The organism is Streptomyces sp. NPDC047043, from assembly GCF_040644055.1.
Lineage (GTDB): Bacteria > Actinomycetota > Actinomycetes > Streptomycetales > Streptomycetaceae > Streptomyces.
In genome coordinates, this window is the sequence record NZ_JBEYVO010000001.1 from 534,289 (window position 1) to 547,302 (window position 13,014).

Sequence of the window (13,014 nt, forward strand, 5' to 3'; positions counted from 1 at the left end):
CGTGCGCCGCCCTGTACGGTGCGTCCAACCCCGGCCCGCTCCCCCGCACGGGAGGAACCGTCGTGCTGAGCCCGTCACTCGCCCAGGAGATCGCCGGGGACACCTCCGCCGTCATCGGGTTCAACGTGCTGATCACCGATGCGGAGGGCATGGTCATCGGCAGCGGCGACAGCAGCCGGGTCGGCTCCTTCCACGAGGCGTCGGTCGAGGTCGTCCGTACACAGGAACCGGCCACGCACAACGCCTCGCAGGCCCAGCAACTGCGCGGGGTACGCCCTGGCGTCACCCTGCCGCTGGTCACCGACGGCCGGGCCGTGGGCACCGTCGGGATCACCGGCACGCCCGCGCAGGTGCGCCGCTTCGGGCTGCTGGTCAAGCGGCAGACGGAGATCCTGCTGCGGGAGTCCGTGATGCTGCGCTCCCGTCTGCTCTCGGAGCGGGCGGCGGAGAAGCTGCTCGCCGACATCGCCTCCTACGATCCCCAGGTCGTCGAGGGCGACTTCCTCGTGTTCCGTGCCGCCGAACTCGGCTTCGACCTACGGCTGCAACGGGTCGCGGTGGCCATCGAGGTGACCGTGCCCGGGGGTGCCGCACGCCGCCGGGGCGCCCCGACCCAGGACGTGTCGCTGGTCCGCACGGAACTGCTGCGCACCGTCCGTGAGGTCTTCGCCGACACGCAGGACATCGTGGCCGGTACGGCGCCCGGGCGGATCGGCGTCCTGCACCGCTGTCCGGCCCGGCGCGGGACGGCGGCCCTGGTCGCCGACTGCCGGCGCGTCGTCGACGTGGTCGCCGCACAGGACGGGCTCACGGCACGCGTGGGCATCGGCGAGCCTGCCGACTCCGTCGCCGGTCTGCACGACTCCTACCAGGACGCGTGCGACGCCCTGCGCCTGGGCGGCCGTTCGGCCGGGGACTCCCCCGTCCAACAGATCGCCGACCTGCGCGTCCACCAGGTCCTCGCCGCGGTGAACCAGTCCGCCCGCAACCGCCTGCTCGACCTCACCACCGCCGACCTGCGCGCCCAGCCGGACTGGCCGGCGCTCCGGGACACGGTCACCGCCTGGTGCGAGAGCGGGTTCAACCTCGTCCGGGCCTCCGCCGCCCTGCACATCCACCGCAACACCGTCGTCTACCGCATGAACAAGATCGAGCAGATCACCGGCCGCCCCCTGCGCGACCACCGCACGACGATGGCCCTCTATCTGGCTTGCCTCGCGGACCGGTTGGGCGGTGGGTGAACAGATGTGACTGTGCGGTCCACCGTGTGGCGTCGGGGACAAGCGTCACGAGATGATCATCCTATGGCGGATGTGGTCTTCTTCGATCTGGACGGCACCCTGGTCGATCATCGAAGCGCAGTGTGGGAAGCGATCGGCCAGATCGTCCGGGCCGCGCCGAACGCGACGGCCCCACCGGAAGAGCTGGTGACGCTGTGGTGGACGCTGGAGGCGCGCCACATGCGGGAATACCTGGCCGGTCAGTGCTCCTTCGCCGAGCACCACCGACGCAGGCTCCGTTCCTTCCTGCCCATGCTCGGCGAGCCGGTCCCGGAAAGTCCCGCCCTTCTGGACGCCTGGATCGCCGAGCGCTACCTCACCGCATTCGAGGAGTCCTGGCGGTGCTACCCCGATGTCCAGCCCTGCCTGGAGACCCTGAAACGGCTTCCCCGAAGACCGCGCCTGGCCGTTCTCACCAACGGCGACCCCGAGCAACAGCGCGCCAAACTCGCCCACTTCGGCCTCCTCGACTACTTCGAAGCCGTCCTGACTCCGACCGAGCTCGGTGCCGCCAAACCCGTCGCCTACGCCAACGCCTGCCGGTGGATGCGGACGGACCCCGCGCAGGCGGTCAACGTGGGCGACATGCTGGAAAGCGATGTGAACGCGGCCGCCCTCGCCGGGCTCACCGGCATCTGGCTGGACCGCGGCATCGACTTCGTCACCGGTGGACCAACGCCGACGGCGGACGAGACGGTGCTCCGCATCGAACGGCTCACCGACCTCCCCGACCACATGTCACGCACGAACGCCTGACCGGACCTCATGGCCGGGTTCCAAATGCGGAGGTCAACTCCCGGTGCACCAGGGGCCGTTGACACTCCCACCGATCCGCGAAACGGTGGGGTTCCGTCGTGCCTGCCCGGAGGTCCGCCATGGCTCCGTCGTCAGCGCCCCACTCCGACACCGGCATCGTCGAACGCGCGCGAGCACTACGTCCGTTCATCCGCGAGCACGCGCTGCGCACCGAGCAGGAGCGGCGGGTGCCGGACGAGGTCGTCGCGGCGCTGACGGAGGCCGGGATCTACCGGATGAACGTCCCACGGCGGTACGGCGGTTACCAGACCCGGCCGAGCCTCCAGGTGAGCGCGCTGGCAGAGGTCGCCGCCGCGTGCGGCTCGACCGCCTTCGCGACGCTGATCCAGGCCGGCTGCGCGTTCATCGCGGCGCTCTTCCCCGACGAGGCGCAGGACGAGATCTTCACCAGTCCCGACGTACGGGTCGGCGGCACCCTCATCCCGGACGCCACCGCGGTCGCCACGGACGACGGCTACGTCGTCAACGGCACGTCCGGCTTCGCGACCGGCTGCCGGCACGCGGACTGGCACCTGCTGACGGCCCGCGTCGAATCCGGTGACGGCCCGCCCGAGGCGCTGTGGACCGCCGTACCCATGGCCGAGTTGGAGATCCTCGACGACTGGCATGTCTCCGGGCTTGCGGGCAGCGGCAGCAACAGCGTGGTGGCCCGTGACGTCTTCGTGCCCGCACACCGTGTGCTGCCCGTCGGGCCTCTCCTGAACGGCGAGTTCCCCTCCAAGTCCAACGCCGACGACCCGTTCTACCGGATGCCCGTCCTGCTGCTGTTCTGCGCCTGGACGGCACCGAACGCCCTCGGTCTGGCACGCGGGGCGCTGGAGGAGTTCAGCGAGCGGATCCATCGGCGGGGCATCACGTACACCTTCCACAAGAGGCAGAGCGAGGCGACGGTCACCCATCTCCAGGCGGCCGAGGCGGCGATGAAGATCTCCTGCGCCGAACTGCTGACGCGCGATTTCGTCGCCCGTATCGAGGCCGGCGAGCCGTACTCGGAGGAGGAGCGGGCCAGGATCCGGGCGCAGAGCGGCTATGTGGCGCGGCTGTGCAAGGAGGCCGTGGACCTGATCGCCTCCGCGTCCGGGGCGTCGTCGCTGCACCGGGAGGTGCCCATTCAGCGGGCGGTGCGGGATGTGGCCGCCCTGAACCTGCACTCCTTCGTCAATCCCGCGACCAACCTGGAGTTGTACGGCCGGGTGCTGTCGGGACTGGATGCGGGCACGCCGTTCCTGTGACCAGCGGCTGCTACGGCCGGCCCGCTCCCGGCACCTCGACCGGAACGGTGAGCACCTGACCGCTTCCGGGCGCCACCATCTCGGACTCGGTCATGCCCTGCCATCGTGCGGCCGTGATGAACAGCGTCCTGCCCTCGGGGCCGCCGAGCGCGCAGGCGAAGGCTCCGCGGTCCAGCGGCACGGTGTCCAGGACGGTGCCGCCTTCGGCGACGCGTACGCACCGCCGGTTGGGTACGTCGGCGTACCACACGGCGTTCTCGGCGTCGGTGCAGATGCCGTCCGGTGTGCCCTCGCCCAGGTCGGCCCAGACGCGCCGCCGGGAGAGGCTGCCGTCCGCGTCGATGTCGAAGGCGACGAGTTGGTGGCGGTAGGAGTCAGCGACGATCAGCGTGGAGTTGTCCGCGGTGAGCGCCATGCCGTTGGGGAAGGCGATGTCGTCCGCCACCTCGTGCACCTTGCCGTCGGGGCCGGCCAGGTGCACGGCACCGGGCTTGACGTCCTGCCCGGCCGTCGGGTCGAAGCCCACGCGGTTGACATAGACGTTGCCGCGACCGTCCGCCACGATGTCGTTCCAGCCGGCCGCGCCGAGCTCGGCGTGGGTGACGAGGCTGCCGTCGGGCTCGCGGCGCAGCAGCCGCCCCTCGGCGGAGAAGACGATCAGCAGGCGGTCGTCGTCGGGGAGCCAGGCGGTGCACAACGGCAGGGACGCCACCCGGGCGACGACCTCGCTGCGGCCCGCCAGGTCTACGGCAACGACCTCGCCGGCGGTCCAGTCGGAGAAGTACAGCCGGTCGCCGTGCCACCGCGGTGACTCGACCAGACCCCGGCCGGTGAGCAGCGTGGACGCCTCGGCCATCGTCATCACAACCCTTCGCTCGGGCCGGCCCGGCGCCGGCCTCTCACCCTCTACACGAAGAGCGGCCCGCCGAATCGACAGACATGACCGTCTCGTCGACAAGCATCACCCTCAGGACGGCTCCACGCCCCGGACCCGGTCCAGCACGTCACGGATCATCTCGGCGCTGATCATGAAGTGCTGCCGGGCGATCTCCTCCGCCCGCTCGGGCTCGCCGGCCGCGATGGCCTCGTAGAGCGCCTTGTGGTCCTCGCCGCCGCGGTGGAAGTCGGTCCGTTCGCCCTTGCCCCAGGGCTCGACGGGGAAGCCGAGGCTGATCCGGGCGAGCAGGTCGCGGCTGAGCATGACGATCTGCGGGTTGCCCGTGGCGGTGCGCACGGCCTGGTGGAAGGCGCTGTCCGCGGTCTGTTCGTCGCGCGGTGTGCGGGCGGACAGGTAGGCGGTCAGGGCCTCCCGCATGGAGTCGACGTCCTCGGAGCAGCGGCGCCGGGCCGCCGTCGCGGCCACCATGCCCTCCACCAGCCCGCGCAGGTCGAAGAGCTGCTCGAACTCCTCCCAGCGGGGCACGAGTGTGTGGCGCACCGCGGCCGCGGTCGACTCGGTCCAGCTGTCGCGGACGTAGGCCCCGCCGTTGCGGCCCCGGCGGATCTCGACGACGCCGACGGCCTGCAGACGCGCGATCGCCTCACGCACGGTGGGCCGGCTGACTCGCAGCAGCTGGATCAACTCCCGTTCCACGGGCAGCCGTTCGCCGGGCAGGAAGTCTCCCACGGCGATCGCGGTGAGCAGCCGGTCGGAGACCTCGTCGACGGCGGACGCCACGCGCACCGGGCGCAGTCCGGGCGAGGGCGCGCCCCCGAGGAGGACACGGTCGAGCACCCGCGAGAACTCGCCCCCGGGTTCGGATGCCTCAGGTACGGATGTCAGCTGGTTCCCCCTTGCTCGCCGCTTCTGTTAACGCACACCGGCCACGTAAACACACCGTTACTTCTTGGCCCGGCCCCGCTAAAAGGTCTTGTGCGCTGACCATTTACCCAATCACTATCTCACCCATCCGTCACACCCACCCCGTTTCAGCAGGCGGCCGGTTCGTTCCGGCCTTCTGGGAGGCTTCCTCGTGGCGATCCCCGAACCGAACCACACCGGAACCGTCGACTTCAACGGCTGTTCCACCTGGTACCGGATCACGGGCGAACCGGGCCGGACACCCCTGGTGGTCCTGCACGGCGGACCCGGCGCCGGCCACAACTACACGCTCCGCATCGCAGGCATCGCCCACCAGGGCCGCCCCGTGGTGCACTACGACCAGCTCGGCACCGGACTGTCCACCCATCTGCCCGACAAGGGCGCCGACTTCTGGACCGTCCAGCTCTTCCTCGACGAACTCGACAACCTCCTCGAGGCATTGGGCATCGCCGACGGCTACCACCTGCTCGGCCAGTCCTGGGGCGGCATGCTCGCCGCCGAACACGCCGTACGGCGACCGCCGGGACTGCGGGGTCTGGTCATCGCCAACTCCCCCGCGTCCATGGAGCTGTGGCTCAAGGCGGCGGCCGAACTGCGCGCCGAGCTGCCACCGGAGGTCCAGCACACCCTGCTCGCCCACGAGACCGCCGGCACGACCGACGACCCCGACTACCGCGCGGCCGAGCAGGTCTTCAACGATCGCCACGTGTGCCGTGTGACGCCCAACCCGCCCGAAGTACAGGCCACTTGGGACAACATCGCGGCCGATCCGACCGTGTACCACACGATGAACGGGCCGAACGAGTTCCATGTCGTCGGCACGCTCAAGGACTGGTCCGTCATCGACCGGCTGCATCTGATCGACGTACCGACCCTGCTGGTGTCCGGCCGCTACGACGAGGCGACCCCGGAGACCCTGCGCCCCTTCGCCGACCACATCCCCGATGTGCGCTGGCACATGTTCGAGCGCTCCAGCCACATGCCGCACGTCGAGGAGGAGGAGCTCTACCTCCGGGTCGTGGGCTCCTTCCTCGACTCCACCGACTGACCCCAACGGCCGTTCCCCCGACGGGAGTTCATTGCGATGTCCCGCAGCACCAGACGGGGCGCGCTCGCCGCCGCCACCGTCGCCCTCGCCCTGACCGCCGCCGCCTGTTCGTCCTCCGACAGCGGCTCCTCCGACAATCCGAGCGCGTCCTCCTCCGGCTCCGGGTCCTCCGCCTTCCAGCCGCAGCACAAGGGCGGCACCCTCAAGCTGATCGCCCACGCGGCCGCGGGCACCCTCGACCCGCAGGTCAACTACACGCTCCAGTACTGGCAGCTGTACCAGTCCATGTACGACGGGCTGCTTTCGTTCAAGAAGGTCGGCGGGCAGGAGTCGTTCACCGTCGTCCCGGACCTGGCCGCGGCGATGCCGAAGGTGACCAACGGCGGCAAGACGTACACCTTCACCCTTCGCAAGGGCATCACGTTCTCCAACGGCAAGGCGCTGACCACCGATGACGTGGTGGCGTCCTTCCAGCGCATCTTCAAGGTCTCCAGCCCCACCGCCGGCACCTTCTACAACGGCATCGTCGGCGCCGACGCCTGCATCAAGAAGCCGGCCTCCTGCACTCTGTCCAAGGGCGTGATCGGCGACGCCAAGACCAACACGGTCACCATCAACCTCACCGCCGCGGATCCCGAGTTCCCGTACAAGCTGGCCGTCCCGCACGCCAGCGTCGTACCCAAGGACTCGCCCACGAAGGACGCCGGGACCAAGCCGCTGCCGTCGACCGGCCCGTACACGGCCGCCTCCTACGACCCGAACCGCGAGCTGAAGCTCGTACGCAACCCGCACTTCAAGGAGTGGTCGCGGCAGGCGTCGCCGCAGGGCTATCCGGACGTCATCGACTACACCTTCGGGCAGACCGTCGAGTCCGAGGTCACCGCCGTCGAGAACGGCCAGGCGGACTGGATGTTCGACGCGCCGCCCACCGACCGGCTGGGCGAGATGGGAACCAAGTACGCGTCGCAGACGCATGTGAACCCGCTGACCGCGTTCTGGTACGCAACGCTGAACGTCAACATGGCGCCGTTCAACAACAAGTTGGCGCGCCAGGCGATCAACTACGCGGTCGACCGGGCCGCCGTGGTGCGGCTGTACGGCGGCACCAACCTCGCCTCTCCCGCGTGCACCGTCCTGCCGCCGGGCTTCCCCGGGCACGTCGACTCGTGCGAATACACCAAGGGCGGCGGCACGACCTGGAAGGCCGCGGACCTCGCCAAGGCCAAGGAGCTGGTGAAGAAGTCCGGCACGGCCGGGCAGGAAGTCGGCATCGTCGTCCAGGACGACGACGTCAACAAGTCGATCGGGCAGTACCTGCAGAGCCTGCTCACCCAGCTCGGCTACAAGGCGAAGCTCAAGCCGCTGTCGCCGAACATCCAGTTCACCTACATCCAGAACACCAAGAACAAGGTCCAGTTGGCGCTGACGTCCTGGTACCAGGACTATCCGGCGGCCTCGGACTTCCTCAACGTGCTGCTGTCCTGCGCCTCGTTCCACCCCGGCAGCGACTCGAGCATCAACATCTCCGGCTTCTGCGACAAGGGCATCGACGCGAAGATGCACACGGCGCTGAAGACCGCGCAGACCGACCAGAAGAGCGCCGACCAGCAGTGGGGCGCAGTCGACCAGCAGATCATGGCCGAGTCGCCGGTCGTCCCGCTGATCAATCCCAAGCTCGTCGACTTCACCTCGAAGCGGGTCGGCAACTACCAGTTCAGCAAGCAGTTCTACATGCTCGTCGGGCAGCTGTGGGTCAAGTGACCAGCGCCCAGCCCCTGTTGACCGCTGACGCCCGGCGCTCGCCGGGCCCCTGGCGGACGGCCGCCGCCGACCTGGTGCGCAACAGGTCGGCGCTGGCCGCGGCCGTCGTCCTGCTGATCGTCGTCGTGGCCACCCTGTGCGCGCCGCTGTACGCGGCCCACATCGCCCACACCGACCCCTTCCAGTCCCATGTCTCCGGCAGCACGGTCGTCGACGGCAAGACCGTGCCGGTGCTCACCCCCAGCAGCACCGGCCTCGGCCTCGGCGTCACACCCATCGGCCCGACCTGGGATCCCGCCCACTACTTCCTCGGCGCCGACAACCAGGGCCGCGACGTCATGGCCCGCCTGCTCTACGGCGGCCGCACGAGCCTGTTCATCGGCGTCACCGCGGCCCTGCTCACCTGCGTCGTCGGTACGGCCGTCGGGGTCGTCGCCGGGTACGCGGGCGGCGTCGTGGACTCCGTCATCTCCCGGATCCTGGACGTCATTTGGGCGTTCCCGGTGTACCTGCTGGCCATCTGTCTGTCGGTGGTGCTGCTCACCAACGGGCTCAGGCTGGGCCCGCTCACCGTCGACGCGGGAAGCCTCTGGCTGCCCGTCGCGATCATCGCGGCGATCTATGTCCCGTACATCGCACGGCCGTTGCGCGGTCAGGTGCTGGTGCTGCGCAACAAGGAGTTCATCCACGCGGCCGTCGGCTCCGGCGCCCCCACCGCGCGCATCCTGCGCCGCGAGGTGCTGCCGAACGTACTGCCGACGGCGATCGTCTTCGTCCCGCTGATGACCGCGCTGGCCATGCTCACCGAGTCGGCGCTGTCCTTCCTGTCGGTCGGCGTGCAACCGCCCGACGCGAGCTGGGGCACGATCATCGAGGACGGTCTGGGCCTGCTCTACACCCGCCCGACGGTGACGATCGCCCCCGGTCTGCTGATCGCGCTGACCACGGCGGCCCTCAACGTCCTGGGCGACGGGGTGCGCGACGCGCTCGACCCGAGCGCCCGGCTGCGCGGAGGGGTGTGACGCGCATGCTCTCCTTCGCCCTCAAGCGGTTCGCCTCGGCCCTGCTGGTGATGTTCGCGATCAGCGTCCTGGTGTTCCTGATCTTCTTCGCCACCCCGGGAGTCGACCCCGCCGCACGCATCGCGGGCCGCAACGCCGACCCCGCCACCCTCGCCCAGGTGCGGCACTCCTTCGGCCTCGACCGCCCGATGCCGATCCGCTATCTGCTGATGATGCGTCACCTCCTGATCGACCGCGACCTGGAGTCCTTCGTCAACCGCGGCGCCCGCGTCATCCCGCAGATCGTGCAGGCCACCCCGGTGACCCTGTCGCTGGTAGTCGGCGCCGCGGTGATCTGGATGGTCGCCGGCATCCTCATGGGCACCGCCGCCGCGACCCTGCGCGGCAAGGCAGCCGACCCGCTGATCATGCTCGTGGGCGTGGTCGGCGTCTCGCTGCCCGCCTACTGGCTCGGTGAGGTCGTCAACCTCATCACCCAGAAACAGCTGCACAGTTCGGTCTTCTCCTGGGTGCCGCCGCCCGGCTACGTCGGCCTGAGCCAGGACCCCGGCCAGTGGGCGCTGCACATGCTCTTCCCCTGGCTGACCCTGGCCCTGCTGTACGCCGGGATCTACGCCCGCCTCCTGCGCGGCGAGGTCATCACCGCCCTCAACGAGGACTACGTCCGCACGGCCCGCGCCAAGGGCCTGTCCGAACGCCGAATCCTGCTGCGCCACGCCCTGCGCTGCTCACTCATCCCGATCGTGTCGCTGTTCGGCCTGGACTTCGGCGCCCTCGTGGGCGGCGCCGCGCTGCTCACCGAGGTGGTCTTCGGCCTGCCCGGCATCGGCAAGCTCACCTACGACGCCCTGCAGAACCTCGACCTGCCCGTGATCATGGGGACCGTCCTGTACGCGGCGTTCTTCGTGGTCCTCGCCAACGCCCTGGTGGACATCCTGTACGCGCGACTCGACCCGAGGGCCCGCCATGCCTGAACCCCTGCTGGACGTACGCGACCTGCGGATCAGCTTCCGCACCCGCACCGGCCCGGTCACGGCCGTCGACGGCCTCTCCTTCACCGTCGCACCCGGCGAAGTCCTGGGCGTGGTGGGCGAGTCGGGCTCCGGCAAGAGCGTGTCGATGCTGGCCGTACTGCGCCTGCTGACCAACCCCAACGTCACCGTGTCGGGCGAAGTCCACTTCCGCGGACGCGACTTGCTCACTCTTGCGGACAAGGAGATGCGGGCGATACGGGGCCGGGAGATCGCCATGGTCTTCCAGGACCCGATGACCGCGCTGACCCCGGTGTACACGGTCGGCTGGCAGATCGCCGAGCAGATACGGGCACACGAGCAGGTCTCCCGCAAGGCGGCGCAGGCCCGCGCGGTCCAGTTGCTCTCCGACGTCGGCATCCCCGACGCGGCCTCCCGGGTGAACGCCTACCCGCACGAGTTCTCCGGCGGCATGCGCCAGCGGGCGGTCATCGCGATGGCCCTCTCCTGCAGCCCCGCGCTGCTGATCGCCGACGAGCCGACGACCGCGCTGGACGTCACCGTCCAGGCCCAAATCCTGGACCTGATGCGGGAGTTGAACGCGGGCGGTGCGGCCGTCGTGCTCATCACGCACGACATGGGGGTGGTCTCCCAGATCGCCGACCGGGTCCTGGTGATGTACGGCGGCCGGGCGGCCGAGGAGGGCCCGCGCCGGGCGGTGTTCCACGGCCCGCGGCACCCCTACACCTGGGGTCTGCTGGACTCGGTGCCCCGCGTCGGCGGCCCCCGGCTGCGGCGGCTGCCCACCATCGCGGGCATGCCGGTATCGCCCGGCAGCCTGCCGGAGGGGTGCGCGTTCGCACCGCGCTGCCGGCTGCGTCACGAGCGGTGCGAGGAGCGCCCCGCGCTCTCCGGCGACACCCATCGCGACGCCTGCTGGCTGCCGCCGGACGACCGCGCGGCACTGCGCCTGACGGCACGGGCGGCGGCGACCGGCCCGGCGGACATCAACACGGAGGCGGCGACGTGACGGCACAGGACATCGTGGCAGTGGACGAGGATGCGCCTCCCGCGGGCGACGTCCTGCTGCGCGCCACGGACGTCACCAAGCACTACCCGCTCGCCCGGCGCCGCAAGGTCCTGCGCGCCGTGGACGGAGTGTCCCTCGACGTCCGCACCGGGGAGACCCTCGGTATCGTCGGCGAGTCGGGCTGCGGCAAGTCCACCCTGGGCCGCTGCCTGGTCCGGCTCACCGAACTCACCGGCGGGCGGGTCGAGTTCGACGGGCAGGACATCAGCACCCTGTCCACGCGCCGACTGCGGCCCGTGCGCCCGGGCATGCAGCTGGTCTTCCAGGACCCGCAGGCCTCGCTCAACCCCCGCCGCCGCGCCGGGGACATCGTGGCCGAGCCCCTGCTGGTGCACCGCTACGGCGACGCAGCCGCGGTCCGTCGCCGGGTCGCCGAGCTCTTCGACGTCGTAGGACTGGCAGCGGCGCATCTGGACCGCTATCCGCACGAGTTCTCCGGCGGTCAGCGCCAACGCATCGGAATCGCCCGGGCATTGGCCACGAACCCGAAGCTGATCGTCGCCGACGAGCCGGTGTCCGCGCTCGACGTGTCGATCCAGGCCCAGGTGCTGAACCTCTTCGCCGACCTCCAGGAGGAGTTCGCGCTCACCTATGTCTTCATCGCGCACGACCTCGGCGTGGTCCGCCACGTGTCGGACCGCATCGCCGTCATGTACCTCGGCGAGATCGTCGAACTCGCCGATGCCGAGGCCCTGTTCGAGGCCCCGGCCCACCCCTACACCCAGGCACTGCTGTCCGCGGTGCCGGACATCGACGACGGCAGCGCGGCGGACGCACCGCCCCGGGAACGCATCGTCCTCACCGGCGAGGTGCCCAACCCGGTGGACAAGCCGACGGGCTGCCCCTTCCGCACCCGCTGCCCGTACGCACGCGAGCCCTGCGCCGTGGAGCGCCCCCGGATCACTCCGACGCCCGCCGGCCGCCACGTCGCCTGCCACTACCCACTGACCGGCTGACCGGCTGACCGGCCGCGCCTACGGACCCTTGCGGCCGACTCCCACGTACACCCAGTACTCCTTCGGGTTGTCCGGGATCAGGTCGTCCGGGTCCGGGCGCCACAGGGGGAGGTGGACCAGGCCTGGTTCCACGAGGTCGAAGCCGGTGAAGAGTTCGAGGATCTCGTCGTGGGAGCGGGTGGTGACCGGCGAGGTGGCCCTGGACTTGTACAGCTTGCTCACCGCGTCGGCCGTGTCCGGGCGGTCCTCGTGCGTGCCGTGCGACATGGCCAGGAAGCTGCCCTCCGGCAGGACGTCCCGGAAAGCGGCCACCAGGCCGACGGGGTCCTCCTCCGGTGTGACGAAGTGCAGGATCGCGTTCATGAGTACGGCGACCGGCTGGTCGAAGTCGATCAGCTTGCGCACCTGCGGGGAGGCCAGGACGTCGGCCGGCCGCCGGATGTCGGCGTCGACGATGTCCGCGTCGGGGTTGTCGGCGAGCAGGGACGCGCTGTGCGCCACGGCCACGGGGTCGTTGTCGACGTAGACCACCCGCGTCCCGGGGCTGGCCGCCTGCGCCACCTCGTGCACGTTGCCCTGGGTGGGGATGCCCGAGCCGAGGTCGATGAACTGCCGTATCCCGGACTCGACCAGGAAGCGCACGGCCCGGCCGAGGAAGGCGCGGTTGGCCCGGGCCAGGGTGCGTGCCTGGGGCTCGATGGCCGTGATGGCGGCCACCGCCTCCCGGTCGATGGCGAAGTGGTGCTCGCCGCCCAGCAGGGCGTCGTACACCCGGGCGACGCTCGCCTTGTCCGGATCGGTCCCCGACGGGAGACCTTCGCTGTCGGGCACCGCAACTCCCTCTTTCACCAGGGGCCTTGACACGTCATCATATAGTTACCGACGACGCACGGCGAGCCGCCCGTCCCGCCGTACCGCCGGACCCCCACCCGGAAAGGCACGACCCTGCGCAACGAATCGCGCAGCCGCACCGACGCGATCCCTGCCGCCCTGCCTTCACCCCGTCGGTCGGCCTT

The 13,014-nt window shown here is 70.3% G+C and carries 12 protein-coding genes; 9 read left to right on the forward strand and 3 right to left on the reverse strand.

All coding sequences use genetic code 11. The features are described 5' to 3' along the window. Nucleotides 1-62: 62 nt before the first annotated feature. From ABZ880_RS02605 to ABZ880_RS02615, 3 genes are all read left to right on the forward strand, one after another. Nucleotides 63-1,241: a sugar diacid recognition domain-containing protein gene (locus tag ABZ880_RS02605; RefSeq protein WP_361255571.1), complete on the forward strand. Its 1,179-nt coding sequence runs from the start codon at nt 63-65 to the stop codon at nt 1,239-1,241. Nucleotides 1,242-1,304: 63 nt separating this feature from the next. Next, entirely contained in the window at nt 1,305-2,036 is a 732-nt protein-coding gene (locus ABZ880_RS02610; protein ID WP_361255574.1) for an HAD family hydrolase, read from the forward strand. A 119-nt stretch (nt 2,037-2,155) separates the two neighbouring features. After that, the gene (locus ABZ880_RS02615; RefSeq protein WP_361255577.1) at nt 2,156-3,328 is read left to right on the forward strand and encodes a flavin-dependent monooxygenase; all 1,173 of its coding nucleotides are present in this window, start codon (nt 2,156-2,158) and stop codon (nt 3,326-3,328) included. 10 nt (nt 3,329-3,338) lie between these two features. On the opposite strand, the gene ABZ880_RS02620 is transcribed toward ABZ880_RS02615, so the two are convergent. Then, nucleotides 3,339-4,190 (reverse strand): SMP-30/gluconolactonase/LRE family protein, encoded by an 852-nt coding sequence (locus tag ABZ880_RS02620; protein WP_361255580.1) that lies wholly within the window; start codon nt 4,188-4,190, stop codon nt 3,339-3,341. A 105-nt stretch (nt 4,191-4,295) separates the two neighbouring features. Then, the gene (locus ABZ880_RS02625; RefSeq protein WP_361255583.1) at nt 4,296-5,063 is read right to left on the reverse strand and encodes an FCD domain-containing protein; all 768 of its coding nucleotides are present in this window, start codon (nt 5,061-5,063) and stop codon (nt 4,296-4,298) included. A 238-nt stretch (nt 5,064-5,301) separates the two neighbouring features. On the opposite strand from ABZ880_RS02625, the gene ABZ880_RS02630 reads away from it, so the two are divergent. The 6 genes from ABZ880_RS02630 to ABZ880_RS02655 are packed head-to-tail and all read left to right on the forward strand — an operon-like array spanning nt 5,302 to nt 11,998. After that, on the forward strand, nt 5,302-6,198 hold the full coding sequence (locus tag ABZ880_RS02630; protein WP_361255586.1) for a proline iminopeptidase-family hydrolase: 897 nt from the start codon (nt 5,302-5,304) through the stop codon (nt 6,196-6,198). Nucleotides 6,199-6,234: 36 nt separating this feature from the next. Then, nucleotides 6,235-7,959: an ABC transporter substrate-binding protein gene (locus ABZ880_RS02635; protein WP_361255589.1), complete on the forward strand. Its 1,725-nt coding sequence runs from the start codon at nt 6,235-6,237 to the stop codon at nt 7,957-7,959. Further along, a complete protein-coding gene (locus tag ABZ880_RS02640) occupies nt 7,956-8,981 on the forward strand; it encodes an ABC transporter permease (protein WP_361255592.1) in 1,026 nt (341 codons plus the stop codon). The genes ABZ880_RS02635 and ABZ880_RS02640 overlap by 4 nt, the downstream gene beginning before the upstream one ends. A gap of 5 nt (nt 8,982-8,986) precedes the next feature. After that, complete coding sequence (locus ABZ880_RS02645; protein WP_361255872.1) at nt 8,987-9,955, forward strand: ABC transporter permease; 969 nt, start codon at nt 8,987-8,989, stop codon at nt 9,953-9,955. Then, nucleotides 9,948-10,982 (forward strand): ABC transporter ATP-binding protein, encoded by a 1,035-nt coding sequence (locus ABZ880_RS02650; RefSeq protein WP_361255595.1) that lies wholly within the window; start codon nt 9,948-9,950, stop codon nt 10,980-10,982. The genes ABZ880_RS02645 and ABZ880_RS02650 overlap by 8 nt, the downstream gene beginning before the upstream one ends. After that, nucleotides 10,979-11,998 carry an oligopeptide/dipeptide ABC transporter ATP-binding protein gene (locus tag ABZ880_RS02655; protein ID WP_361255598.1) on the forward strand — a complete coding sequence of 340 codons (1,020 nt, stop codon included), beginning with the start codon at nt 10,979-10,981 and terminating at the stop codon, nt 11,996-11,998. The genes ABZ880_RS02650 and ABZ880_RS02655 overlap by 4 nt, the downstream gene beginning before the upstream one ends. 18 nt (nt 11,999-12,016) lie before the next feature. Here ABZ880_RS02655 and ABZ880_RS02660 read toward each other — a convergent pair whose 3' ends face one another. Next, on the reverse strand, nt 12,017-12,829 hold the full coding sequence (locus ABZ880_RS02660) for an SAM-dependent methyltransferase (protein WP_361255601.1): 813 nt from the start codon (nt 12,827-12,829) through the stop codon (nt 12,017-12,019). Between the last annotated feature and the right edge of the window lie 185 nt (nt 12,830-13,014).